Genomic DNA, 26,944 nt, shown 5'->3' with positions numbered 1-26,944 from the left:
ATGCAAACATCCATAACAATATCGACCTAACGGGGAACAAATAATGAAGGGACTAACCCTCAAACCGCAAGCCCTCAAAGCCCAAGCCCGCACGCTAAGTGCCATCGCTTTAGCCTTAACTTTGGGCGCTTGTAGCACACAACAACCCGAAGCCAGTGTTCAAGCAAACGCAGCGCCAAATGCAGTGTCAGCGCAAATTATCAGCCAGAATGCGACTAATCCATTCTTTAAACCCTATGATACTTTTATGGAAATTCCGGCCTTCGATAAAATCAAGCCTGAGCATTTCCTCCCCGCATTTAAAGCGGGAATCGCCCAACAACACGAACAAATTCGAGCGATTGTTGATAATAAAGCCAAACCCACCTTCGCCAATACGATTGAAGCCATGGAGTTTTCTGGCGATCTAGTGACGCGCGTTTCTAACGTCTTCTTTAACCTGACGGGCGCGGATACGAATGAAGCATTGCAAGCACTCTCCAAAGAAGTGTCGCCTATGTTATCGTCCGCCGAAGACGATATTTTGCTTAATGACAAACTGTTTCAAAAAGTTAAAGCTGTCCACGACGCAAAAGACAACCTGAAGCTCAGCACAGCCCAAGCCAAATTACTGGAAGATACCTATAAATCTTTCACCCGTGGCGGCGCTAACTTAAGCGAGCCAGATAAAACCAAACTGCGCGCGCTGAACGAAGAAATCGGCAAACTCAATTTAACCTTTGGTGACAATCTATTAGCCGAAACCAATGCATTCGAATTAGTGGTTGATAGTAAAGCCGATCTCGCGGGTTTACCCGCAGATGTGATTGCCACAGCCTTTGAAACCGCCAAAAAACGTGGCCACGAAGGCAAGTGGGTATTTACCACGTCTCGCCCTTCTATCACGCCTTTTTTAACCTATGCCGATAATCGCCAGTTACGTGAAAAACTCTACAAAGGCTATATCGAGCGCGGTAACAACAATAACACCAACGATAACAAGATTATCCTCGCTAAGATTGCTGCCCTGCGTGCTGAACATGCTCAACTGATGGGCTATAAAACCCATGCGGATTTCGTGTTAGAAGAACGCACAGCTAAAACACCAGAAAACGTCTACGGTTTACTCAATAAAGTATGGCCAGCGGCATTGGCCCAAGCCAAAAACGAAGTGGCTGATATGCAAGCTATGATTGACGCTCAAGGTGGCAATTTTAAGCTGCAAGCGTGGGACTGGGATTACTACGCCGACAAGATCCGTGTCGCTAAGTACAGCTTTAACGAGCAACAAACCCGTCCATATTTCTCCCTCGACAGTACATTAAAAGGCGTGTTCTACACGGCTAACCGTTTGTACGGTTTAACCTTTAAAGAACGCACCGACTTGCCAAAATACAATGCAGAAGTCCGTACTTGGGAAGTTTACGATAAAGACGGCAAACTGATGGCCATCTTTATGGGTGACTATTTCACCCGCGACAGCAAACGTGGCGGCGCTTGGATGAACTCCTTCCGCAAGCAATACAATATGAATGGCGTTGATTCTAAACCTATTATTGTCAACGTATTAAACTACCCTCGCCCAGCGGGTAATGAGCCAGCGTTGCTGACTTTCGATGAAGCCAGCACACTATTCCACGAATTTGGCCACGCACTACACGGCATGTTATCGAACGTCGAATATCGCTCACAGGGCGGCACCGCTGTACCTCGCGATTACGTTGAGTTCCCATCGCAAGTGAATGAAAACTGGATGACTCAGCCAGAAGTGTTAGCCCAATTTGCCAAGCACTACAAAACCGGCGAAGTGATCCCGCAGGAGCTAGTGCAGAAAATCCAAGCAGCCAGCAAGTTCAACCAAGGGTTTTCTACCGTTGAATACATGGCGGCCACTAAACTCGATTTAGATTGGCACACACTGACCGACACTACACCAAAGGATGCGGCCAAGTTTGAGGCGGACTCATTAGCGGCAATGGGACTGATTGAAGAAATTAGCCCACGCTATCGCAGCACTTACTTCTCGCATATTTTTGCAGGCGGTTATTCAGCAGGCTACTACAGCTACCTCTGGTCGGATATTTTAGGTGCGGATGCTTTCGAAGCCTTTAAAGAAAACGGCATTTTCGACAAGGCCACTGCGGATTCCTTCCGTTACAATATCCTTTCGAAAGGCGGCAGCGATGATCCTATGCTGATGTATAAAAACTTCCGCGGTAAAGAAGCCGGTATCGAGCCGCTACTGCGTAGCCGCGGATTACTGGCCGAGTAACATAACATCATCCCTCTAAATTGAAGTTTTAAATATCATAAACAGGGAGCGAATACTCCCTGTTTTTATTTTACTGATACTAAATAGGGAAATAGCGAGAAAGGTCAAGATGACAGAGTGCAGCTTGGCAGGTAACATCTTGGGAAAAAGATGTTACGGAACTTACGCCTAAACTTCTTAAATGCGGATTAGTAATAATGGTACGTTCCCGCTTCACATGTTAACCCACTATTATTCGCCACTTAGGCGGCATTAAATTTTCAATAGAGTTATATGATGAATATTGAGATGGTAGAAAAAGCAGATCATCTTAGTCTGCTCGATATTTGGGAAGCATCGGTGAGAGCAACCCACGACTTTTTAGCAGAAGAAGATCTACAGGAATTAAAGCCGTTGATCCTCGAACAATATTTTGACGCCGTTCACTTAAAGTGCGCTAAAAATGACAATGGAGAAATCCTCGGATTCTGCGGGGTACATGATGGCAATATTGAAATGCTGTTCATCTCACCTGACGCGCGCGGAAAAGGGATTGGTTCCATGCTAGCGACACATGCCATTAATGAACTGGGAGCCACAAAGGTTGATGTTAATGAGCAGAATGAGCAAGCATTAGGTTTTTACCAGCATATTGGTTTTTCAGTAACAGGTCGCTCACCCGTTGATGGACAGGGTAAACCTTATCCGCTGTTGCATATGGCGTTATATTCCATTGAGGGATTGTAGATGTATCCTGATTCAATCGATGAGAATAGGGTTGGAGAGTATCCGGCGGAAACAAAATCAGGCGGCGGTTATTTCTATGATCAAGTCTTAGAATATCGTGTTTGGTGCCGCCCTTGGCAAGGTGCTCCAGATGAATTTGATGGTGAAATCTACTATTACGCATTTCATACTTATAATGAGGCTCTTGAATTTTCGAATGAAACTGACGGGTCTGAAGCGCCTTTAGTACTTGTTAAACAGCTTGAATGGATTGATGAACCAGAAGCAGGAAAATTCATTCATAAAACAGGTGAACGCCTAACAGAATGGAGGGTTGAGTGGCTATTAGAGAGTCAACGTAAGGAGGACACTATTGCTAACTTTATAAGCGACAATCAAACATAACAATTTAATCAATAAAAAATAGTTTAAGACTGTCTTTCGACAACATTTCAACAAACTATTTTGGAACTGTGATTAGCGCGTTATCGGTAGATTTCCTTATCCTCTAAACCTCCTGTCTTGAAACAAAAAATGGTTAATAAATCCGCCCCAACATCAATAAATAAAGGCTTGTTAGGTTTCCCTAACAAGCCTTTATCTTATTACAATTAATCGACTAAACCGCGGCGCTTTAACAGTGCCTCTGTTGTCGGTTTTTTACCAGTAAAGTGAATATAATCTTGCATGAGATCTTCACTGTTACCTTTAGATAAGACTTCCTTACGGAATTTGTCACCATTATCGGCTTTTAAGCCACCTTGCTCGCCCATATAGGCAAAGGCATCGGCGGCAAACACTTCGGTCCACAAATACGCATAATATCCAGCTGAATAACCGCCAGAGAAGGCATGGCTAAAGTAGCTCGATTTATAACGCGGGGGAATTGGCGCAAAATCGAGGCCGTGTTTAGCTAATACTTGGTGCTCAAACTTCTCTACATCGCTAATTTGAGTATCGGCGCTGATAGAGTGCCATTCCATATCTAACAAGGCCGCTGACAGGTACTCAACGGTATCAAAACCTTGGCCAAACTTATTTGCCGCTAAGATTTTATCGAGCAGCGCCTTAGGAATTGGCTCACCCGTTTTATAGTGTTTGGCATAGTTAGCAATCACAGCAGGATCGATATTCCAATCTTCGTTAACCTGTGATGGGAACTCAACAAAGTCACGTGCGGTTGATGTGCCAGCCACGCTTGGGTATTTCACCTGCGAGAATAAACCGTGTATCGCATGGCCAAATTCATGGAACAGAGTGGTCACTTCATCGAAGGTCATTAGCGTTGGGCCATCGGCTGGCTTAGGAATATTAAGCGCGTTATAGACAACGGGCTTAGTGCCGAGCAGACCGCTTTGGGTGACGAACTCATCCATCCACGCGCCGCCGCCTTTGCCTTCACGGGCATACGGGTCTAGATAGAATAAGCCAATAGAACTGTTATCTTTATCAAAGACTTCAAAGGCTAAAACATCGGAATGCCACACAGGTAAATCAGTACGCGGTTTTAAGCTGATGCCATACAATTTATGCATAGCGAAAAACAACCCGTCTTTCAGTACAGTATTAAACTCGAAATAAGGCTTGATGCTGCTTTCATCGAGGGAGTATTTCTCTTGACGCACTTTATCGGCGTAATAAGCCCAATCCCAAGGTTGAAGCTCGAAATCACCGCCCGCCTTTTTGATTTCAGCTTGAATATCAGCCGCTTCCACTTTGGCGCGAGCTAAAGCTTTTGGCGCTAAATCGTCGAGGATTTCATACACAGCGGCTGGGGTTTTCGCCATTTGATCAGCAACCGCATAGGATGCCCAAGTATCGAACCCCAGTAAATTGGCTTTTTTAGCCCTAATTTGCGCCATTTTAACAATCAATGGACCATTGGTTGCGACGGCTCTGTGCGCCGAGGTTTCCCACACTTTTTGGCGCAGTTCACGGTTGCTCAGGCTAGAAAGAACAGGTTGGCGTGTCGTGTTGACTAAAGTAATCAAATAGCCTTCTTTACCAGCAGCTTTAGCAGCCGCAGCTAAAGTAGCAATTTCGCTGTCGGATAAACCGGCTAACAGGGCTTTATCAGTCACAACAATCACATCATCTTTAAATAATTTTAAGCTGTTTTGTGAAAAGTCCGTCGCTAAGGTTGCAAGCTCAGCGTTAAAGTCTCGCATCTTAGCTTTATCTTCGGCCGACAATTTCGCGCCAGCGCGGACAAACTGCTCATAGTAGTATTCAACTAAACGCTGATCTTCCGCATTTAGGCTGCCCTTTTGCTGGTATACGGCTTCAACACGGGCAAATAAAGTCGGATCAAGATAAATATTATCTCGGTGGGCAGATAGCTTAGGTGCAAGATCCGCTTCGGTTTTCTGGAAATCATCATCAGAAATCAGACCTGCGAGATTAAAGAAGGTACGCGATACGCGCGTTAATAATTCACCTGAGGTTTCCATGGCGAGAATGGTATTGTCAAAACTAGCCGCTTGTTTGTTATTCACAATCGCCGCGATTTCTGCATCGTGAGCTTTAATGCCCTGCTCGAAGGCGGGAGCATAATCTGCGGACTGAATAAGATTAAATTGCGGCGCTTGATCTTGCAGTGGACTCTTGCTCAGCAGCACATTAGTTGTTTCGGTTTTGACGGCGGATTGAGTCGCAACGGCATTTTTGGCTTCATTGGTGCTTACATCAGGCTTGTCTGAACAAGCGCCAAGTAACAATGCCGCAGCTACGGCTGTGGTAATAACGGACTTACGCATATTAACTCCCTTGGATGTTGCTGCCCTTTCGATTGTATTTTTAAGGTGAAAGGTGCGCGCAAACGGATTTTGGCTTTCGGTTTACAACAGTCTGTTTTAACGAACTTGTGTAGCTTCGTACGTCAATTTCGATGAACTACCTTAACAAGTTACGCGCATTTCAGCCAAGTTTTACCCGCCCAGAGCGCCGCTAATTTGTATCACTTTATGTGTATTACCCGTCTAAATAAGCCTATGCCAACGCTACGCTAAACCTAACTCACCTCAATCAAGCCAAGAGACATGCGCGCATAAGTGATCAACATTGGCTAAAATTTGATGTAAAAGAATTATTTAAAACAATTCTACTGAAGTTTTACGTCAAATATCCCCGACATAGACAAGGGGCTGAGCAAATAAAATGCCATTCCAATAACAAATATTAATTCTTCTTAATAAACTGTTTACTGTAATTATTTAAACATTGCTGTAACAAATAAACAGGCTAAACGGCTCACTATTTAGGCAAGCAAACCTTGAGTCACAATTTGAAACAGCTTTTATCCGATTAATGTCACATTCAGATCATCAAATGTCTTTATAATTCCCGCTCGTTAACTTAGCGGCAAATTAACCTAACAGTTAAATTACGCTGAATTAACGGGATGATGGGCATGTTCTTTTACGGAACATGCATTGGGGTCAAATAAATATAAATAGAGATAACTATGTTAAATAAGAAAATACTCGCAGTGATGATCACTGCCGCCCTTGGTGTAAGCGCCTGTAATTCTGATGACGACAAAGTCGTTCAAGCCGATTTACGGGTACTCGAAACCACAGATCTGCACACAAATATCATGGATTTCAACTACTACAGTGGCAAAAATGACCCAACTATCGGTCTAGCCCGTACTGCAAGCTTAATCCACGCTGCACGCAACGAAGCCAAAAACAGCGTACTCGTCGACAACGGCGATCTACTACAAGGCAGCCCAATGGGCGATTACATGGCTAAAGTTGGCCTGCAAATGGGTGATATTCATCCAGCCTATAAAGCCATGAACCTATTAGATTATGAAGTCGGTAATATCGGTAACCATGAATTTAACTATGGTTTAGATTTCTTAAATAAATCTATTAGTGGTGCAGATTTCCCTTATATCAACTCAAACGTTTATTGCGCCGACGATAATGGTTGCTGGAATGAGGTTAAAAAAGGTGAGCATTTATTCACCCCTTATATCATCAAACAAAAAAACATCATCGACAGTGAAGGTAATAATCAAACCATTAACATTGGTTATATTGGTTTTGTGCCACCGCAAATTCTATTGTGGGATAAACAAAATCTGACGGGTAAAGTGACGGTCGAAGATATTATTGAAACCGCGAAAAAATATGTCCCCGAAATGAAAGCCAAAGGGGCCGATATCATTATCGCCATTCCTCACTCTGGCATTGGTTCAACGGAAAATCCTGGCGATCCTATGGCTGAAAATGCCACTTACGCTTTGACTTATGTTGATGGTATCAATGCGATTCTATTCGGCCACAGCCACTCTATCTTCCCTGATGCTAAGTATGCCGACTTACCCAATACTGATGTCACTAAAGGCCTACTGAACGGCGTCCCCGCAGTGATGCCAGGTCGTTGGGGTGATAACTTAGGGGTTGTTGACTTTAAACTTGAACGTAGAGATGGCAAATGGCATGTCCTTAGTGCCAAAACGCAAGCTCGCCCCATATATAATGGTGCAACTAAGGAAGAGTTAGTTAGCCAAGATCCCGCAATTAAAGATGCAGTCGCAGCAGAACACCAAGGCACCCTCGCCTTTGTGGATGAACCTATCGGCGTTGCCGCAGCGGACATGTACAGCTTCCTTACCTTAGTGCAGGACGACCCTACGGTACAAATCGTTTCCGATGCGCAAATCGCTAACGTGAAAGCGAAATTACCTGCAGCATTAAAAGGGCTGCCAGTGCTGTCAGCCTCTGCACCCTTTAAAGCGGGCGGTCGCCACGGTACAACCAGTGATGCCGATCAATTTGTGCAAGTTGATAAAGGCCCACTGACCTTTAAAAACGCCGCTGATCTGTACCTGTATCCCAATACTATGGTGGCCGTCAAAGCAACGGGCGCCGAATTGAAAGATTGGCTCGAGTGCTCAGCGAACCAGTTCAATCAAATTGACCCAGCAAAAACCACCCCACAAGGTTTAATCAATTGGGATGGTCATCCAACCTACAACTTCGACGTACTGGATGGCTTAACCTATAAAATTGATGTGACCCAACCGAGCAAGTTTGACCGCGATTGCGCCGTCGTTAATGCCAACGCAAACCGTATCGTTGATTTAAGCTATAAAGACGAAAACGGCAAAGTCATCACAGGTGAAGAATTTGCCGCGAAAGAATTTATCGTCACCTCAAATAACTACCGCGCCTTTGGGGGTAAGTTTGCTGGTACGGGTAGCGACCATGTGGTACTTGAACTGCCCGATACTAACCGTGAAGCGCTAGCTGCTTATATCACAGCGCAATCTAAGTACAACGAAACCACAGGTAAGTACGAAGCTATGGTCAATCCAAGTGCCGATTACAACTGGGATTTCAAAACCATCACTACCAACGTCACATTGGACATTCGCTTCGAAACCCAAGACAGTGACAAAGCCGCTGCCTTTATCGAAGCCAATAAACAACGTGAAATGAAGAAGATCGGTAAGGATGAACTGGGTTTCGCCGTTTATAGCATCAACCTAACCAAATAAGCGTTCAATCCCGAAATATCATGCTCAAAAAGGCTCCTCGTGAGCCTTTTTTATTCCCTACAGATTAAATTAACGCTAATCTGCGATCTATAAACGGCGTGTCGCCATTTAGTTCATCATGCTCCACACTAAAGGTTAAACCTGCTTTGTGTCGCCAAATATCTGCCTTATTATTTAGCGGCGTCCTCGCAACAACAGAGAAAGCTTATGAAATATCAATCAATCTTATGTGCCACGGCATTAGTGCTGGGGACTGTGCAGCCAGCAACGGCCGATGTTCATCTCAAACTACCTAAAAATGCTGAAGTGTTAACGGTCAATGGCAAGCCAGCCGTAAAGAGTGGCGATCTCGTTTTAGCCGATGGGACCAATCAGATTGCCTTCCGTTATGCCGCGCAATATCGACAACAAGCTGACTCAGTGCATTATCTCTCCGACGTGCTCATCGTCCGTTTTGATGCATCAGCACAAACACTCACGCTGACACTTCCCGCCATCAACTCAGCCAGAGATGCAAAGAAATTTGATGAGTCACCTAAGCTGACACTATTAAATGCTCAAGATGAAGCAGTGGGTTTTACCAGTGATAAATTGATTAAGAATGGCATTCAACTGGGACGGGATTTCGAACACGAGATACTGCAGTACAACCTTAGCAATCATCCGGCTTCATTAAATCTCACTATGAATACCGCAACAACGCAAGCAAGCGACGCCATTGCACCAGTATTGGCAAGCCAGCCGCAAATACACCAAACATCAGCAGCCACATCCACGAGCTTGATCGCGCCAGCAGTTATGTCGTCAGCAGTCGCAGCGAACAATGATAAGGCTCAGCAAATCACTCCAGCGACGACACCTAGCCAAGCTGAAATCAGTCAAATGCTGGATTACTGGTACAAACAAGCTAACGACAATACCAAAGCCAGCTTCAAAGCTAAAATCAACAAAGAGTGACCCATAGAGCACGCAAGCGTTGAAGAGAGTATTTGTCCTCTAACCATCAACATTGCTTCAGCTATCTATTTCAGACCGCCAGCTTAGTGTCACTATGAACTGGCGGCTCTATTAGAGTCCATAAAATGAGAACTTAGTAAAACTTAAGCTCATTAAGAAAGTGTTCAGTAAACCCATTACCACTTCACAGCTTAATGTTATTTCAAACAATGAAACGGTTTCAAAAACGCTAAAACATGTAAATTGCAGACGCAAAAAAACCAGCTTATCAGCTGGCTTCGTTACATCTCAATGAGATCATTAGGCGCTTGGCGGTGACCTACTTTCTTTTATCCCTGAAGGGGATACATGGGGGCGAGTCATCATTGCCTAAAATGCGCAGCATTTTGATGATGTGTCGCGCGGAGCAATGTATTGCGCAGCTGGGGACCCCGCTCAGCGGCGGGTTGACATCGAGATAAGTTTTTGCGAAGCGTATAAACACCAAAGCCCTAGCGGTTTAGGCTAGGGCTTTGGTGTTTATTTGGATGCTTGGCGATGACCTACTCTCACATGGGGAGACCCCACACTACCATCGGCGCGTTTGCGTTTCACTTCTGAGTTCGGGATGGGATCAGGTGGTTCCACAAGGCTATTGTCACCAAGCAAATTCTGTTTATTACCGTGTCCATCTCTGGACCACGTTAATAATAATTCGGAAAGCTGATTTTCTTTGAGTCTTTAACTTTATCAAGCATCTGTATTCTGTCTAAGGCTTTTCGTACGACCTCCATGGAAGGAGGAAGTGCTAGAAAATGTCTGGAACATTTTCAGTAAAACCCATCTGGGTTGTATGGTTAAGCCTCTCGAGTCATTAGTACATGTTAGCTCAACGCCTCACAACGCTTACACACCATGCCTATCAACGTCCTAGTCTCGAACGGCTCTTTAGAGGAATTAAATTCCTAGGGATGACTCATCTTAGGGCTCGCTTCCCGCTTAGATGCTTTCAGCGGTTATCGATTCCGAACGTAGCTACCGGGCAATGCCATTGGCATGACAACCCGAACACCAGCGGTTCGTCCACTCCGGTCCTCTCGTACTAGGAGCAGCTCCCTTCAATCATCCAACGCCCACGGCAGATAGGGACCGAACTGTCTCACGACGTTCTGAACCCAGCTCGCGTACCACTTTAAATGGCGAACAGCCATACCCTTGGGACCGACTTCAGCCCCAGGATGTGATGAGCCGACATCGAGGTGCCAAACACCGCCGTCGATATGAACTCTTGGGCGGTATCAGCCTGTTATCCCCGGAGTACCTTTTATCCGTTGAGCGATGGCCCTTCCATTCAGAACCACCGGATCACTATGACCTACTTTCGTACCTGCTCGACGTGTATGTCTCGCAGTTAAGCTGGCTTATGCCATTGCACTAACCGTACGATGTCCGACCGTACTTAGCCAACCTTCGTGCTCCTCCGTTACTCTTTGGGAGGAGACCGCCCCAGTCAAACTACCCACCAGGCACTGTCCCTAATCCCGATAAGGGACCTAGGTTAGAACATCAAAACTACAAGGGTGGTATTTCAAGGACGACTCCATCATGACTAGCGTCACAACTTCATAGTCTCCCACCTATCCTACACATGTAGGTTCAATGTTCAGTGCCAAGCTATAGTAAAGGTTCACGGGGTCTTTCCGTCTAGCCGCGGGTATACGGCATCTTCACCGCAATTTCAACTTCACTGAGTCTCGGCTGGAGACAGCGTGGCCATCATTACGCCATTCGTGCAGGTCGGAACTTACCCGACAAGGAATTTCGCTACCTTAGGACCGTTATAGTTACGGCCGCCGTTTACCGGGGCTTCGATCATGAGCTTCTCTTGCGATAACCCAATCAATTAACCTTCCGGCACCGGGCAGGCGTCACACCGTATACTTCCTCTTGCGAGTTTGCACAGTGCTGTGTTTTTGATAAACAGTTGCAGCCACCTGGTATCTGCGACTCCCGTCAGCTTAGAGAGCAAGTCTCATCACCAACAGGAGCGTACCTTCTCCCGAAGTTACGGTACCATTTTGCCTAGTTCCTTCAGCCGAGTTCTCTCAAGCGCCTTGGTATTCTCTACCCGACCACCTGTGTCGGTTTGGGGTACGATTCCCACTAACCTGAAGCTTAGAAGATTTTCCTGGAAGCATGGCATCAACTACTTCAGTCCCTTAGGACCTCGTCATCAGCTCTCAGTGTGTACATTTAAGTACGTGTCCCCGGATTTGCCTAAGAACACCACCTACCACCTTAAACGCGGACTACCAACGCCGCGCTAGCCTAGCCTTCTCCGTCTCTCCATCGCAGTTAGCGGAAGTACAGAAATATTAATCTGTTTCCCATCGATTACGCCTTTCGGCCTCACCTTAGGGGTCGACTCACCCTGCCCCGATTAACGTTGGACAGGAACCCTTGGTCTTTCGGCGAGGGGGTTTTTCACCCCCTTTATCGTTACTCATGTCAGCATTCGCACTTCTGATACCTCCAGCGTGGGTTACCCCTTCACCTTCAACGGCTTACAGAACGCTCCTCTACCGCGCACAGTAAACTGTGCACCCGTAGCTTCGGTGACTAGCTTAGCCCCGTTACATCTTCCGCGCAGGCCGACTCGACTAGTGAGCTATTACGCTTTCTTTAAATGATGGCTGCTTCTAAGCCAACATCCTAGCTGTCTAAGCCTTCCCACATCGTTTCCCACTTAGCTAGTACTTTGGGACCTTAGCTGACGGTCTGGGTTGTTTCCCTTTTGACGACGGACGTTAGCACCCGCCGTCTGTCTCCCGAGTAGTACTCATTGGTATTCGGAGTTTGCAAAGGGTTGGTAAGTCGGGATGACCCCCTAGCCTTAACAGTGCTCTACCCCCAATGGTATTCGCTCGAGGCGCTACCTAAATAGCTTTCGAGGAGAACCAGATATCTCCCGGTTTGATTGGCCTTTCACCCCCAGCCACAAGTCATCCGCTAATTTTTCAACATTAGTCGGTTCGGTCCTCCAGTTGATGTTACTCAACCTTCAACCTGCCCATGGCTAGATCACCGGGTTTCGGGTCTACACCTTGCAACTAAACGCGCAGTTAACACTCGGTTTCCCTACGGCTCCGCTATTCGCTTAACCTCGCTACAAAATGTAAGTCGCTGACCCATTATACAAAAGGTACGCAGTCACGGTCTCAAGAACCGCTCCCACTGCTTGTACGTATACGGTTTCAGGTTCTATTTCACTCCCCTCACAGGGGTTCTTTTCGCCTTTCCCTCACGGTACTGGTTCACTATCGGTCAGTCAGGAGTATTTAGCCTTGGAGGATGGTCCCCCCATATTCAAACAGGATGTCACGTGTCCCGCCTTACTCGTTTTCATCAATGGTTAGTTTTCATGTACGGGGCTATCACCCTGTGCCGCTGCGCTTTCCAACGCATTCCACTAACACCCCACTGACTTAAGGGCTAATCCCCGTTCGCTCGCCGCTACTAGGGGAATCTCGGTTGATTTCTTTTCCTAAGGGTACTTAGATGTTTCAGTTCCCCTCGTTCGCCTCGCAACACTATGTATTCATGTTGCGATAACAGCTTATGCTGCTGGGTTCCCCCATTCGGACATCGTTAGCTCAAATGCTTGTTACTAGCTCGCCAACGCTTTTCGCAAGTTACTACGTCCTTCATCGCCTCTGACTGCCAAGGCATCCACCGTATACGCTTAGTCGCTTAACCATACAACCCAAATGAGTTTCACTCACCTGCGCCGCATTGCGACCAGCTTGGTTTTACTTGTCTCACTTCTGACCAAAGAAGTGGACGCGCCTTAGACGTAAACTATTCAGCAAAGAATAATTTACTATTGAATATTCAAGACACTTAATAAAGTGTTTGAGAACTCATGTTCAATGCTTGCGCATTAAACGTTTTGTAATTAATCACATGACAGACTCATGCAATTAAATACTATCAGCTTTCCAAATTGTTAAAGAGCGGGCTTAAAAAAGCCAAAGATAATTTTTAAGTTTATCTTTGGCATCTCTATCCATAGTGCATATGTCTTATTACTTTGCAATAAAGTCAGAATAAGGTGTAAATGGTGGAGCTATGCGGGATCGAACCGCAGACCTCCTGCGTGCAAGGCAGGCGCTCTCCCAGCTGAGCTATAGCCCCATTTACATGCAGTGCGAGTAAGTAAGATGTTCCAAACCTCTAAAAGGATTGGTTTGCCAAATCGAGTTATCCGCGGCAAATTAACGCAACGTTTAGTTCACTAAACGAGTGTTAATTTAACAAAAGAGAACGAAGATTTGGTGGGTCAGAGTGGACTTGAACCACCGACCTCACCCTTATCAGGGGTGCGCTCTAACCAGCTGAGCTACAGACCCATCTTATTGATAAATCTACAACCATCTAGAACCACCGACCTCACCCTACTCTTTATGAAGGGATTGGGGTGCTAACCAGCTGAGCTACAGACCCATCTTTTACTCTTTCTTCTATCAAGCAAATCTGTGTGAACACTCAACAAACATTAAGTTAGTCGTATAGGTAAGGAGGTGATCCAGCCCCAGGTTCCCCTAGGGCTACCTTGTTACGACTTCACCCCAGTCATGAACCACAAAGTGGTGAGCGCCCCCCCGAAGGTTAAGCTACCCACTTCTTTTGCAGCCCACTCCCATGGTGTGACGGGCGGTGTGTACAAGGCCCGGGAACGTATTCACCGTGGCATTCTGATCCACGATTACTAGCGATTCCGACTTCATGGAGTCGAGTTGCAGACTCCAATCCGGACTACGACGAGCTTTGTGAGATTAGCTCCACCTCGCGGCTTTGCAACCCTCTGTACTCGCCATTGTAGCACGTGTGTAGCCCTACTCGTAAGGGCCATGATGACTTGACGTCGTCCCCACCTTCCTCCGGTTTATCACCGGCAGTCTCCCTAGAGTTCCCACCATTACGTGCTGGCAAATAAGGATAGGGGTTGCGCTCGTTGCGGGACTTAACCCAACATTTCACAACACGAGCTGACGACAGCCATGCAGCACCTGTCTCACGGTTCCCGAAGGCACTAAGCTATCTCTAGCGAATTCCGTGGATGTCAAGAGTAGGTAAGGTTCTTCGCGTTGCATCGAATTAAACCACATGCTCCACCGCTTGTGCGGGCCCCCGTCAATTCATTTGAGTTTTAACCTTGCGGCCGTACTCCCCAGGCGGTCTACTTAATGCGTTAGCTTGAGAGCCCAGTGTTCAAGACACCAAACTCCGAGTAGACATCGTTTACGGCGTGGACTACCAGGGTATCTAATCCTGTTTGCTCCCCACGCTTTCGTGCATGAGCGTCAGTCTTTGTCCAGGGGGCCGCCTTCGCCACCGGTATTCCTCCAGATCTCTACGCATTTCACCGCTACACCTGGAATTCTACCCCCTCTACAAGACTCTAGTTCGCCAGTTCGAAATGCTATTCCTAGGTTGAGCCCAGGGCTTTCACATCTCGCTTAACAAACCGCCTGCGCACGCTTTACGCCCAGTAATTCCGATTAACGCTCGGACCCTCCGTATTACCGCGGCTGCTGGCACGGAGTTAGCCGGTCCTTCTTCTGTAGGTAACGTCACAGATATAGCGTATTAAACTACACCCTTTCCTCCCTACTGAAAGTGCTTTACAACCCGAAGGCCTTCTTCACACACGCGGCATGGCTGCATCAGGGTTTCCCCCATTGTGCAATATTCCCCACTGCTGCCTCCCGTAGGAGTCTGGGCCGTGTCTCAGTCCCAGTGTGGCTGATCATCCTCTCAGAACAGCTAGGGATCGTCGCCTTGGTGAGCCATTACCTCACCAACTAGCTAATCCCACCTAGGTTCATCCAATCGCGGAAGGCCCGAAGGTCCCCTCCTTTCCCCCGTAGGGCGTATGCGGTATTAGCAGTCGTTTCCAACTGTTATCCCCCTCGACTGGGCAGATCCCTAGGCATTACTCACCCGTCCGCCGCTCGCCGCCTCAGGAGTAAACTCCCTTGCGCTGCCGCTCGACTTGCATGTGTTAGGCCTGCCGCCAGCGTTCAATCTGAGCCATGATCAAACTCTTCAATTAAAGTTTTGTTGCTTCCGTCTTACGACTTCAGCGGCTCAATGAATTCTACTGTTTTGATTCGCTTTGCTCACTAAGAAGCATCGCGTTTCAATTCATACATTACTGTATGTACATATTACTATGAACACTCAATCACGCTTCCTGTTAAGGAGAATGACTTGAAAACATTGATTTAAATTTTTGACTGCCAACCCTAAGGCTAAGCAGTTTCGATTAACTCAACACCTGTGAGTGTCCACACAGATTTGCTTGATAAATTGTTAAAGAGCATGGTTAGCAGCTTATTCAGCATTTAACCCTTGACCCCACTGGGTCAGTGGATGCGCATTATAGGGATGTCAGATTTTACCGCAACCCCTTTGGCGCGAATAATTACGAAAAACGATTCAAGCGCACACTTTTTAAACTAAAAGTGTGTTTTAACGCCAATATTATCGAATCTATGCTGAATTAAGGGCAAAGATGAGATTAATCCAGCGCTAGAAATGACAAGAGCCAACCTATTGGTTAGCTCTTTATCTCATGCGAAATAGCTTTACTTCTGATTTCTATCCAACAAGAGCAACAACTGGCACCGCTTATATCGCAACCTTGGTTGACGAATCAGCCCATGATGAACTGATTATAAGTAGTAGAACTCCAACTAACCCACGCTTTTTAAGTAAGCTGGCACATCGGCAATACTGTCGAGTACCACAGTGGCATCACTGTCATCAGCAATAACCTTACCACTGCGCACTAATATACGAGTAGTCACGCCCGCAGCTTTCGCGGCCTGCATATCTTCGGCTTTGTCGCCAACCATGACTGAGTTCGCTAAGTCGATTTTTAAGAATTGCGCCGCATCATTGAGCATACCCGGCTTAGGTTTACGGCAATCACAATCGACCTTATATTCCCCTATGCCTTTCTCGGCATGATGCGGGCAATAGTAAATACCATCGAGCTCGACCCCTTTGTCGGCAAAGTTCCAATCCATCCACTCCGTTAAGCTGTGGAATTGGTCTTCAGTATACATGCCACGGGCAATACCGGATTGATTAGTGACGACAACTAACTTGTAGCCCATTTCTTTTAAAGAGAGGCAAGATTCAAACACACCGTCAATATATTCGAAGTCATCCACTAGGTGGACATAACCATGGTCTTTGTTAATCACACCATCACGGTCTAAAAATACTGCTCGACTCACTGTAATACTCCCAAATCGCCTAAGGCGTTATCGCGCTATTATTCCATTCATTATCAGAAATTGCACCGCGAAGTTATGCTTTTAGCGCTAAATTGCGCGTTAGTGATATTTCGTGGCTGTACAGGCAAATCTCTATGCACAGCTTGTGTCTATGCGAGATAGCAATTGTCCCACCAAAGCAGCGTACAAAAAATCCAGCAGTGGAATGTGTAATGGCACTGTTTTAATCAAAATACTCAATCGAAGAAGCTGAACAGCATTTTTACAAATAATTGCTACTGTTGCCATCGAAGCCGCTCGCAAGTAATGCGCTTCAAATCGTAAGAGAAAACCACAAAAAACCCCGTCGTTTGGACATTGTTAGTCTCTTAGATGCTGCACTCAATCAAGCATTTCCCTTTATTTGTGGTGTTTTTAACGGTAATCTTGGGCAAATAACGAGAAAATACCCGAAATAGACGGAAATAATGAGTCGAACTACGCCTATCGTCCACAAAACCCGCACCCAGTTAGTTGTGGAAGTGCTCAGAGAGAGAATTCTTTCAGGTGACATAGCCGCAGGAGAACCCCTCAGACAAAGTGCCTTGGCTGAAGCGTTAAATGTCAGCCGTATTCCGGTAAGAGAAGCATTATTGCAACTCGAAGCTGAAGGACTCGTTAAGTTTGAGCCCCATAAAGGTGCGACTGCGACCGTTTTATCCGTCGAACAAGTCACCGAACTCTTTGAATTACGTGCAATGATCGAAACCGATCTGCTTGCGAAAGCGATCCCACGACTTCAAGAGGCTGATTTAGAAAAAGCAGAACGTGTACTCGAGCAATTGGAGTCGGCCTTCAAACATGAAGATGCCGTCGCCAGTTGGAGCGAGTTGAATACGCAATTTCACACTTGCTTATATCAGGCGGCTAATCGCCCACACACCCTTGAGGTTGTTCACGGCCTCAATACTAATTGTGATAGATACATTCGTTTGCAGTTATTGCTCGCGGGGGGAATTCCTGCCGCAGAGCATGAGCACAGGGCTTTGCTCAACCACTGCAAACTGAGAGAAACAGAAAAAGCGACGGCGCTACTGCGTCATCATATTCTGCATGCCGCAATGACAATTCGAGATCTCGTCGCCAAACAGGTGGTCTAGATCACGGACGGCCATTAGAGTTGCCGATAAGCTTTGTTGTCGATTCAAGGCAGCGCTCAGGTTCTGCCTTTTTTATTTGAGAGAAACCACCATGCAGTACGCCACTATCACAGGTTGGGGCAAATGTGTTCCACCAGCCACGCTGACCAACGATGATCTTGCGACCTTTATCGAGACATCCGACGAATGGATTAAATCTCGCACAGGGATCAGCCAGCGCCATATCAGTCATGTAAATACCTCTGAACTTGCTTCAGTTGCAGCACAACGTGCGCTCGCAGCAGCAGGTATTGATGGCAGTGAAATCGACATGATCATTCTTGCCAGTGCCAGCCCAGACACTTTGATCCCAAATATTGCATCCACTGTACAAGCTAATATTGGCGCCAGTTGTGCCGCATTCGATATCAATGCTGCCTGCAGTGGCTTCTTATATGGCTTAGGTTTAGCCAGCTCACAAATCAAGAGTGGCCAGAGTAAGAAAGTATTAGTCATTGGTGCTGAACGTTTATCTTTCTATTTAGATTGGTCACGCCGCGAAACCGCAGTGCTATTTGGTGATGGTGCAGGTGCCGTTGTGGTTGAAGCGACAGATGTTGCCGGTGGCGTGCTCGGTTATGAGCTGAATAACGATCCTGAAGGTCGTGATATTCTGAAAGCGGGCTTTGGCACGGCGATGGACAGATTCTCAGCCGACTCATTGGACTTTTTCATTGAATTCGATGGCCAAGAAATCTTCAAGCGTGCGATTAACGGAATGAATAAATTGAGCACTAAAGTGCTTGAAAAATGTGGTGTTGATAAGGATGAAGTGGATCTCGTGATCCCGCATCAAGCCAACGAACGTATTATTGATACCTTAGTTAGCCGAATGAAAATCCCGAAAGAAAAAGCCTTCGTGAACATCGCTAATTATGGCAATACCTCGGCGGCGACGATTCCAATTGCCATTTGTGATGCGTTAGAACAAGGCATTATCAAGCCGAATCAAACCATACTCTCTTGTGCCTTTGGCGCAGGCTTAACCTCTGCCGCACTCTTGCTGCAATGGGGAAATCGTGTCACACCTATCAATATCAGTGATGCCGAGTTACCACCTTGCGATAAAACAGGCATAGAGTTAGTCAAACGCGCTGTAGATTATTTTTGTAAGCCGTAAACGGTTTTTGCAAAACGATTACATAGTGTTTCACTAAAACAAAAAGCCATCTTAATCGATGGCTTTTTTAGTTTATGACTACAGAACTTATTCATTCAGCTTGCTAATGATCATCTCATCCCAATAGATAGCTTGATTAAAATGTTCGGCGAGTTTTTGATTTAACTCATTAAAGCCTTTAATCACGCCTTCGCTACCACTAATACAAGACCAGACAAATCGATGGCAATTATTGTCGAATAAATCATATTCCCGATACTGATAAATCGCCTGTTCAGCGCGGGGCAACACAGACTCGGCAATAAGAGGCTGATGTTGGTGATTACAGGCAAGATAGATTTGGCTACCGGTCCGTCCCGCTAAAAAACGCTTTACCGATACAGCCCGCACCAGCCCTGAGCCATGTAACTCTACGAGGCAATCATCACCAAGCCAAATGCCAGTATGCTCAATCACACCAAAAACATAACAACAGACGATACTCCCAGGAATTGGCGATACTTGTTTTAATCCCTTTTGCCATTGACTCGGTGCTGCCATCATAGCGCGATTGGCAGCGGGGTACTTAGGGGCCTTACCGAGTAATCTGTCACGCTCGAGCTGTTGACGCTGCTGGCGCTCATCGGCCAGCAAAACCGCACCTATTACGGCACCACCCACCCAAAGTAAAGGTAACGGCATCATATTCTCCTACACACTCGACTTAGTAGAGTGAAGTACAAGTTGGTTGGATTGCCAAGCTAACGGCAGGTTGAATTTGAATAGAGGATTAAATGTAAACTGAGTTTAGCCTGTCAGTGATTAACCTAAGATGAAATCAAAGTGAAATCAAAGTGAAATCAAAGTGAAATCAATCCATCTCAAATGAATTCACTCACCACAAAGAGTGATTTCTGTTAGCACTGACTAAGTCGATTTTTGCAGTAAATCAGCCACAGTAAGCTTTGCCGCACCGCCCATAGCAGCCATTTGCGCGAGTAATAATTCCCCACAAGCTAAGGCATCGGTCAGTGCGCTATGGGCTGTATAAATGGGTAAACTGTAACGTTCGCGACAAGCACCGAGACGCAAGCTCCCCTCTTTAATCACTGAGTGTTCCCGTAGTAAACGGTGCTTTTCAACCATTAAAGTATCAATTGCAGGTAAAACAAGGGCTTGATGATAAATCGTCAATAAATCCTGCTGTAAAAAACGACAATCTAAAGGGGCATGATGTGCCACCAGCACACGGCCATAGGTTTGATTGATAAACCAGCCCATGGCTTCCTCAATGGTGACAGCTTGCACCAAATGATTATCAAGAATGCCGTGGATCGTCGCGCTTTGGCCTACGCTGCCGCGAATTTGCACTAACTTTTGCTCGGCGCGTACCAACGGGATCTCACCGCGCTCAATCGGCACCAATCCAATGCTGAGAATTTGATCTTGCTGCGGATTGAGCCCTGTCATCTCCAAATCCATCGCCGTTAACGGCGCTTCGGATAACGGCATTGCCAGCAGAGGCAACAGCGACTGATAATAGCCTTTAAATAAATGATGTTGGCAACGCAGCGCCCGCCAATTGAGCTGAGTTTTCAGCAACAATGTATTCATATCAAAAGCTTCGCATAAATTTCATCTTCATCCCCGCCTGCGCCTCATGTACGACTTTAAAAGCGTCACGTAACTGATGACGAACCAGCGAAGATAAATGCCCAGGCAGCAAATAATTACTCACCTCTACCCCTTGATTATATTGATAACCTTGGTTCGATAACCGCATATGGGCGATAAACTCGTGGGCATCAGCCAAATTGAGCGCATCTTGTCGATTGAGAATATTCGCATCCATCAAGGCACGAATACGTTTTGCAGTATTCACTTCTTTAATGCCCGCAGACAAGGCATAAACACGGGCAATATCGTTGATCAATGCATTGCCCTTATGTTTCAAATCTATGCCTTTAACTTCGCTACCATCCCGTTCGAGTACAAATTTGCGGAAAAATCCTAGCGGCGGCGACTCCACCAGCGAATTACCAGTCATACCCGCGAGGAAAATATCATTATCGCGGGTTTGAGCTAAGACTTTATCCTGTAAGGCATCAAAAAGGGTTTGCGGACCGTAAACCGATCGCATATCGAAGAAGATGCTGGCGTGCATTAACGCCTTAGGCTCAGGCGTTATGACCCATTTTTCAAATACCTGTTGCCACTGTTTGAGTGACATCCGCCATTGGGGATTTTGCGCCATAATATTGCCGGGACAAAATTCATAACCGCATTGGTCAAGCCCTGCGCACACGGCATGGGTTAAGGCATCAAAATAACCTTTAGCAAAATCATCCATCTCTTCTGCGACTAACAAGCCATTATCTTGATCTGAACACGCAGCCTGATCTTGTCGTCCCTGGGAGCCAAATGCCAACCAGCAAAAGGCCATGGGCGGTTCACCGAGTAATTGCTGATTGAGCACAATTAATCGCCGCGTCAGCGCATCGGTGACAGAGGTTAACACTCGGCCAATTTCTTCAGCTCTGGCATCGGCACTAATAAGATTTTGCAGCAATAGGGGAATTTGCTTACTGACGCCAATTAAACTGGCAAGATCCTGCTGCCGTTCAATCTCACCAATCAACAGTAGCGGTTGTGAGCCCTGCCCTCGCAAGATGTCGGTACTGGTCACCATACCGATAGCTTTATCTTGATCGATAATCGGTAAGTGATGAATGTTATGCTCACTCATCAGCAGCATAGCTTCAAAAATCAATGCATTGGAGGAAATCGAGATAGGTGAAACGGTCATGGCTTGATGCACAGCAACGCTGCCATCAAGCCCTGCTGCTAACACGCGATTACGCAAATCCTTATCGGTTAAAATGCCAACCAATTTATGATTATCCGTCACCAATAAGGACGATACTCGGCGATTTCGCATCAAGAGTGCCGCCTGAGTCACGCTAGCTTGGGCATCAATAACGATGGGAGTGGAAGACATTAACGTGCTGATCCGACTTGTGGTCGTCAGATCCTTTGCCTTAAAGCGGGCCTCATGGCGTAAACGCTTTGCGAAGGCGCGGGTAAAAAACTTATCGAAGTGACGACTCTCACTCCTAAGGCTATCAAACAAGGCTTGGGGCAGATGATAAACTAGACCGTCTTCAAGAATAGCGACTTTATTAACGACTTTTTCCCCTGATAACAAAGTAGAAAAGCCAAAAAACTCACCCTCGCCCACTCTATCCACCAACACGCCGTCAGGATCGCGCACCTCAAAGGCGCCGCTACGCACCATATACAACTTAGGCGAATTCGCGTCGAAATTAACATAACCAGAGGCTTTGCTGTAATACCCAACAGTAACAGCCTTAGCGCAGCGCACGACTACATCCTCAGGCAGAGCATCAAAGGGCACAAGTCCCTGTAGAAATTGCACTACGGGTTGTAACTCACTGGCATTCATAGGCAACACCTTCTTTAGGCGAATTTTTACTGAGATGTCATCACTATAGCCTGCATTGTCGCTACGCTACATTCGACTAAAGTCAGCCGCAAGCATAATAAAGTGACGCCCCACAGAGTGATAAAGGCTGGCCAAAGAGCCATAAAAAAGAGCGCCGAAGCGCTCTCTTGTGTTGATACTCACCATTACGCAGTAAGGTTAGTGGCCGCTTGCTTCACCCGAACCTTTAGGGAAACGAATCGATTCAACCATCTCCTGAACATGCAGTGGTGTTGCCGCAGTGACTCGACTCACTATAGCTGCCACACCGAAGTTCACTAACATGCCTACCATACCAATACCTTCTGGTGAAATACCCAGGAACCAGTTAGCCGCGATGTTAGCCGTTGGATCAACAAACTTGAAGTAGATGATATAACCAGCAGTAAACAGTAGACCCGTTAACATACCGGCAATCGCACCTTCTTTATTCATTGTCTTAGAGAAAATACCCATAACAATGGCAGGGAACAGTGAGGAAGCCGCTAATCCGAAGGCGAATGCCACCACTGCCGCCACGAAACCAGGAGGGTTCACCCCAAAGTAACCCGCAATCACAATGCCAATACCTGCCGCCAAGCGAGCGTATAGCAGCTCTTTTTTATCGGAAAGGTTAGGCATTAAATTCTTTTTCAATAGGTCGTGTGAAACCGACGTTGAAATCACCAATAGCAAGCCTGCAGATGTTGATAACGCAGCTGCTAAACCACCCGCCGCCACAAGGGCGATAACCCAAGCTGGTAAATTAGCGATTTCTGGCGTAGCAAGTACGATAATATCGTTATCAATCTTCATTTCATTTTTGCTAGCGGGATCTTCAATCTTACCTGACGAATAGTAAATTTTACCGTCGCCATTTTTATCATCCCACTTAATCAAACCGGTTTTTTCCCAGTTCTTAATCCAATCTGGTGCAGACTCATAAGCCACACCTTTAGAATCGGGACCGTTAATAGTTTCAATCATGTTCACACGGGAGAACGCTGCTAACGCAGGCACTGTGGTGTACATAATCGCAATAAAAACAAGCGACCATCCTGCAGTGATACGTGCATCCTTCACCTTAGGTACAGTGAAGAAACGCACGATAACATGGGGTAAACCCGCAGTACCCACCATCAAGGCACCCGTAATACAGAACACATCTATCATGCTCTTAGAACCGTCGGTGTAAGGTGCAAAGCCGAGCTCAACCGAAACGTTATTGAGTTTTTCTAACAAATACACACCGCTATTATTACCAGCGGCATCCAGTAACTCAGCACCAAAACCAATTTGCGGAACTAAGTGGCCCGTCATCATCACTGAAAGGAAAATAGCCGGAACCATAAAGGCGAAAATCAGTACACAGTATTGGGCAACCTGAGTGTAGGTAATCCCTTTCATACCACCGAGTACCGCGTAGAAGAACACGACCGCCATACCGATATATACGCCCGTATCCACATCCACTTCAAGGAAACGCGAGAACACAACACCCACGCCACGCATTTGCCCTGCAATATACGTAAAGCAAATAAAGATAGCGCAGATAACCGCGACTGTACGTGCCGCCTGTGAGTAATAACGCTCACCGACGAAATCTGGCACAGTAAACTTACCAAATTTACGTAAATACGGTGCCATACAAAGGGCAAGCAATACGTAGCCGCCCGTCCAGCCCATCAAGTACACGCTACCATCGTAACCGACGAAAGACACAATACCCGCTAACGAAATAAATGACGCCGCTGACATCCAATCTGCCGCCGTTGCCATACCGTTCACCACAGGGTGAACACCGCCGCCAGCAACATAGAACTCTTTGGTTGAACCCGCACGGGTCCAGATTGCAATCCCAATGTAGAGCGCAAATGAGAGCCCTACGATAATATATGTGAGTGTTTGAACATCCATCTCAAAGCTCCTTAGTCTTCTTGTACGTTATATTTTTTATCTAAGGCGTTGGCTTTTGCCGCGTAGACAAAGATAAGCGCAACGAATACATACATAGATCCCTGTTGTGCAAACCAGAAACCTAATTTGAATCCCATGAAATGGACTTCATTGAGTACATCAACCAATAAAATGCCGCATCCAAAAGAAACTGCCGCCCAAATGGCTAATAAGCTCAGTACGAGACGAATATTCTCGCGCCAATAACCCTTTGCCTTGTCGTTGTTTTCAAAACCCATAGTGACTCCCCTGTGCTGTTTTAATTTTAAGTCATGTTTAATCTAGCAACAGCTGGTGTGAGCACAATCACGACTTTCGTCTAACCCGTGATTCAAAACACTGTCCGAAAATAGCGAATAGAAACAAATTCAAGGAGTTAACAATGATATTACATTTTGATGCGGTTTTAACTTTTTTAACAGGTTAGACCAATGTCGAACAAGAATGAGTGGTATGTGAATGGAGAAAGAGGACTTGCAACCCATAAATAGAAATAACTTATTGTCTGAACTAGGGAAATTAGAAATTTAAATGACCTTTAATACGGCTCTAGACTGGCTAAAAATCAGATGATTTAAGATTTTTAGCCTAGATTATTGAGAGTTTTAATCATGAGTTTCTCAATCAATTAGAGACGTTACATCCCTCATCAAACCTAGGTCAGGCCAATTGCTTACCGTTTTATTTCATCATGTTATTTCGTCAAAATGTTAGGGTTTGACTCACAGTCACCTTGCAGGTTTACAACAAAAAATAACCCAGCCTATGCTGGGTTACTCAATCCACCTTGAGGGAACGTGACTAAAAATTACTCGCAAAAAGCGGCTTTCATCGCATGATACATCGCATGCCGTCCGTCTATAAAATGCCGTTACTTCGCGGCTAAAAACTTCACTAACGCCGCCAATTCTTCTGCAGTATGTGCGGTTGAGGTCAGCATATAACGGCCATTAACCAGTAATGACGGTACTCCCTTGATCCCAGCAAGCTCAGCTTGAGAGTCATAATTCATTAGGGTGAATTTAGCATCGACGGAATTCATCGCGGCATCGACATCATCCACCCTAGCGCCTTGGGCAATGAAAAAGGCTTTTACTTGCTCAAGGGTGGTAAATTGCTCACCTTTCTCATGAATTTGCTTAAAAATGGCACCATGGGTTTGCTTAGTCATCTTTAATTTTTGCGCCATATAATAGGCAAACTGGCTCAATTCCCAAGCGGGACGACCTGCACCAACGGGGGTACGCTCAAAGGCCACATCTTTGCCAAGCAGCTTTACTGTCGACTCTATGAGCGGTTCTTGCTTATAACAATGTGTGCAGTTATAAGAAAAAAACTCCCGCAGCACTGGCTTTTGCGTTTCGGTAATGCCCGCCACAGTGACATAATCCTTGCCTTCTTCGAAACTTGCAGCCTGCAGGGCAAAGCTGGCGCTCAGCATTAATCCGCACGCAAATACAACTAAAGGTCGAACTCGATTAAACACGCTCATTATATTATCTCTTTTTATTCATCATTTGTTTAAATAAGGATGACACATTTGCTCAAGCAAACTTGGAACCCAAAGATAACCTAAAAGTTCGACTTTTACCTTTTACAGTAATGAACCTTTCTCAACATGCCGCTAGCATATCCAGCGGCGAAACATACTGATATTGAAAGCCTAAATCTGTGACAATCGCGTCAGCTTGGATGACTTTACTCGGCATAGATTGTTGATTAAATTCTGGCCCGACTAATCCTAGAGATTCAGCAGCAGCTTGATAAAACTCAGCTTTAGTCGGATGTGAAGGTGCGCAAAGATTATAAATCGGCGCCACAGATAATCCAGAATGAATTGCCGCGAGAATGGCGCTAACGGCGCGCACACAGTCGCTAAGATGGACTAAATTTACCGCGATATTCGCCCCACTCACATCGGTTTTTCCAGCAAGAAAACGCCCAGGATGACGTTTAGGACCGACGAGTCCAGCAAAACGAACGATACAGGTATGAGGCAATGCTTGAAATAAAGCTTCAGCATCTAACAGCACTTGGCTATCGCTTGATTCTGCCATCGCATCGGCTTCTGTCATCAATTTATCTTGGGTCGGATATACGCCCGTAGTGCTGATAAACACAATCCGCTGATATTGCCAGCCTTGAGTTAATGCGATGAGTTGTTGTAATTCTTCAAGATAAGCTGCATTACCACGCTTTAATCGGGGAGGAATATTGACCACTAAATAATCGGTCTGAAATAAACCGCTTAACGCCTGAGCATCGGGGGCAGAGGATGCTTCGTGGCCCAATTGCAGCGGATAGGCTTCAATCCCGACTTCAGTTAATACCGATAATTCTTCGGCACTCCGCTTACAGCCAGTGACTCGATAGCCCTCATGGACAAGTTGCTTTGCCAAAGCAAAACCAAACCAACCACAACCGACCAAAGCAACACTGGATTTTACTGCGCTGTTTTCTGCTTTTACATTCGCCATATTAGCCCTAAGGGAATCACATCAGCAGATAGAATACGGAACTTA

At 46.0% G+C, this 26,944-nt stretch carries 16 protein-coding genes, 2 tRNA genes and 3 rRNA genes; 7 read left to right on the top strand and 14 right to left on the bottom strand.

From position 1 onward, the window contains the following. The first annotated feature begins 43 nt into the window (after window positions 1-43). From RA178_RS08770 to RA178_RS08760, 3 genes are all read left to right on the top strand, one after another. A complete protein-coding gene (locus RA178_RS08770; RefSeq protein WP_306685160.1) occupies window positions 44-2,251 on the top strand; it encodes a M3 family metallopeptidase in 2,208 nt (735 codons plus the stop codon). A gap of 276 nt (window positions 2,252-2,527) precedes the next feature. Then, window positions 2,528-2,977: an acetyltransferase gene (locus RA178_RS08765; protein ID WP_263142521.1), complete on the top strand. Its 450-nt coding sequence runs from the start codon at window positions 2,528-2,530 to the stop codon at window positions 2,975-2,977. Next, window positions 2,978-3,361 carry a GCN5 family acetyltransferase gene (locus RA178_RS08760; protein WP_113940933.1) on the top strand — a complete coding sequence of 128 codons (384 nt, stop codon included), beginning with the start codon at window positions 2,978-2,980 and terminating at the stop codon, window positions 3,359-3,361. Between the two features lie 206 nt (window positions 3,362-3,567). Here RA178_RS08760 and RA178_RS08755 read toward each other — a convergent pair whose 3' ends face one another. After that, on the bottom strand, window positions 3,568-5,712 hold the full coding sequence (locus tag RA178_RS08755; RefSeq protein ID WP_306685159.1) for a M3 family metallopeptidase: 2,145 nt from the start codon (window positions 5,710-5,712) through the stop codon (window positions 3,568-3,570). Window positions 5,713-6,419: 707 nt separating this feature from the next. Here RA178_RS08755 and RA178_RS08750 point away from each other — a divergent pair. Beyond that, a complete protein-coding gene (locus RA178_RS08750) occupies window positions 6,420-8,465 on the top strand; it encodes a bifunctional 2',3'-cyclic-nucleotide 2'-phosphodiesterase/3'-nucleotidase (protein WP_028759576.1) in 2,046 nt (681 codons plus the stop codon). Window positions 8,466-8,672: 207 nt separating this feature from the next. Further along, entirely contained in the window at window positions 8,673-9,422 is a 750-nt protein-coding gene (locus RA178_RS08745; RefSeq protein WP_306685158.1) for a DUF2057 domain-containing protein, read from the top strand. Window positions 9,423-9,951: 529 nt separating this feature from the next. Here RA178_RS08745 and rrf read toward each other — a convergent pair. The 6 genes from rrf to gmhB all read right to left on the bottom strand — a co-directional run bounded on the left by rrf (window position 9,952) and on the right by gmhB (window position 16,708). Further along, window positions 9,952-10,067 (bottom strand): 5S ribosomal RNA (gene rrf / locus RA178_RS08740). 187 nt (window positions 10,068-10,254) lie between these two features. Further along, window positions 10,255-13,157 (bottom strand): 23S ribosomal RNA (locus RA178_RS08735). A gap of 362 nt (window positions 13,158-13,519) precedes the next feature. Beyond that, window positions 13,520-13,595: transfer RNA gene (locus RA178_RS08730), tRNA-Ala, on the bottom strand. Between the two features lie 138 nt (window positions 13,596-13,733). After that, window positions 13,734-13,810, bottom strand: a tRNA-Ile gene (locus RA178_RS08725). 164 nt (window positions 13,811-13,974) lie between these two features. After that, a 16S ribosomal RNA gene (locus tag RA178_RS08720) occupies window positions 13,975-15,516 on the bottom strand. The 16S, 23S and 5S rRNA genes sit together here with 2 tRNA genes alongside, the layout of an rRNA operon. A gap of 643 nt (window positions 15,517-16,159) precedes the next feature. Beyond that, complete coding sequence (gene gmhB, locus RA178_RS08715; protein ID WP_168824129.1) at window positions 16,160-16,708, bottom strand: D-glycero-beta-D-manno-heptose 1,7-bisphosphate 7-phosphatase; 549 nt, start codon at window positions 16,706-16,708, stop codon at window positions 16,160-16,162. A gap of 467 nt (window positions 16,709-17,175) precedes the next feature. Between gmhB and RA178_RS08710 the strand changes: the two genes are divergently transcribed. Both RA178_RS08710 and RA178_RS08705 read left to right on the top strand, forming a co-directional pair. Next, a complete protein-coding gene (locus RA178_RS08710) occupies window positions 17,176-17,847 on the top strand; it encodes a GntR family transcriptional regulator (RefSeq protein ID WP_028760950.1) in 672 nt (223 codons plus the stop codon). Window positions 17,848-17,938: 91 nt separating this feature from the next. Beyond that, on the top strand, window positions 17,939-19,006 hold the full coding sequence (locus tag RA178_RS08705; protein ID WP_028760951.1) for a ketoacyl-ACP synthase III: 1,068 nt from the start codon (window positions 17,939-17,941) through the stop codon (window positions 19,004-19,006). An 87-nt stretch (window positions 19,007-19,093) separates the two neighbouring features. On the opposite strand, the gene RA178_RS08700 is transcribed toward RA178_RS08705, so the two are convergent. From RA178_RS08700 to RA178_RS08670, 7 genes are all read right to left on the bottom strand, one after another. Continuing rightward, a complete protein-coding gene (locus tag RA178_RS08700) occupies window positions 19,094-19,687 on the bottom strand; it encodes a lecithin retinol acyltransferase family protein (RefSeq protein WP_168824131.1) in 594 nt (197 codons plus the stop codon). 225 nt (window positions 19,688-19,912) lie between these two features. Beyond that, window positions 19,913-20,599, bottom strand: a complete 687-nt coding sequence (locus RA178_RS08695; RefSeq protein ID WP_306685157.1) for an exonuclease domain-containing protein — start codon at window positions 20,597-20,599, stop codon at window positions 19,913-19,915. Window position 20,600: 1 nt separating this feature from the next. Continuing rightward, window positions 20,601-22,448, bottom strand: a complete 1,848-nt coding sequence (locus RA178_RS08690) for a DUF294 nucleotidyltransferase-like domain-containing protein (protein WP_306685156.1) — start codon at window positions 22,446-22,448, stop codon at window positions 20,601-20,603. Window positions 22,449-22,646: 198 nt separating this feature from the next. After that, a complete protein-coding gene (locus RA178_RS08685) occupies window positions 22,647-24,383 on the bottom strand; it encodes a sodium:solute symporter family protein (RefSeq protein WP_131523557.1) in 1,737 nt (578 codons plus the stop codon). An 11-nt stretch (window positions 24,384-24,394) separates the two neighbouring features. Beyond that, window positions 24,395-24,661, bottom strand: a complete 267-nt coding sequence (locus RA178_RS08680; RefSeq protein WP_006082142.1) for a DUF4212 domain-containing protein — start codon at window positions 24,659-24,661, stop codon at window positions 24,395-24,397. Window positions 24,662-25,293: 632 nt separating this feature from the next. After that, entirely contained in the window at window positions 25,294-25,914 is a 621-nt protein-coding gene (locus RA178_RS08675; protein ID WP_306685155.1) for a thiol:disulfide interchange protein DsbA/DsbL, read from the bottom strand. 121 nt (window positions 25,915-26,035) lie between these two features. Further along, the gene (locus tag RA178_RS08670; protein ID WP_306685154.1) at window positions 26,036-26,899 is read right to left on the bottom strand and encodes an NAD(P)-binding domain-containing protein; all 864 of its coding nucleotides are present in this window, start codon (window positions 26,897-26,899) and stop codon (window positions 26,036-26,038) included. Window positions 26,900-26,944 lie beyond the last annotated feature (45 nt).

The sequence above is a fragment of the Shewanella oncorhynchi genome (assembly GCF_030848765.1).
GTDB classification, from domain to species: domain Bacteria; phylum Pseudomonadota; class Gammaproteobacteria; order Enterobacterales; family Shewanellaceae; genus Shewanella; species Shewanella oncorhynchi.
This window is presented reverse-complemented; position numbering and strand designations above follow the sequence as displayed.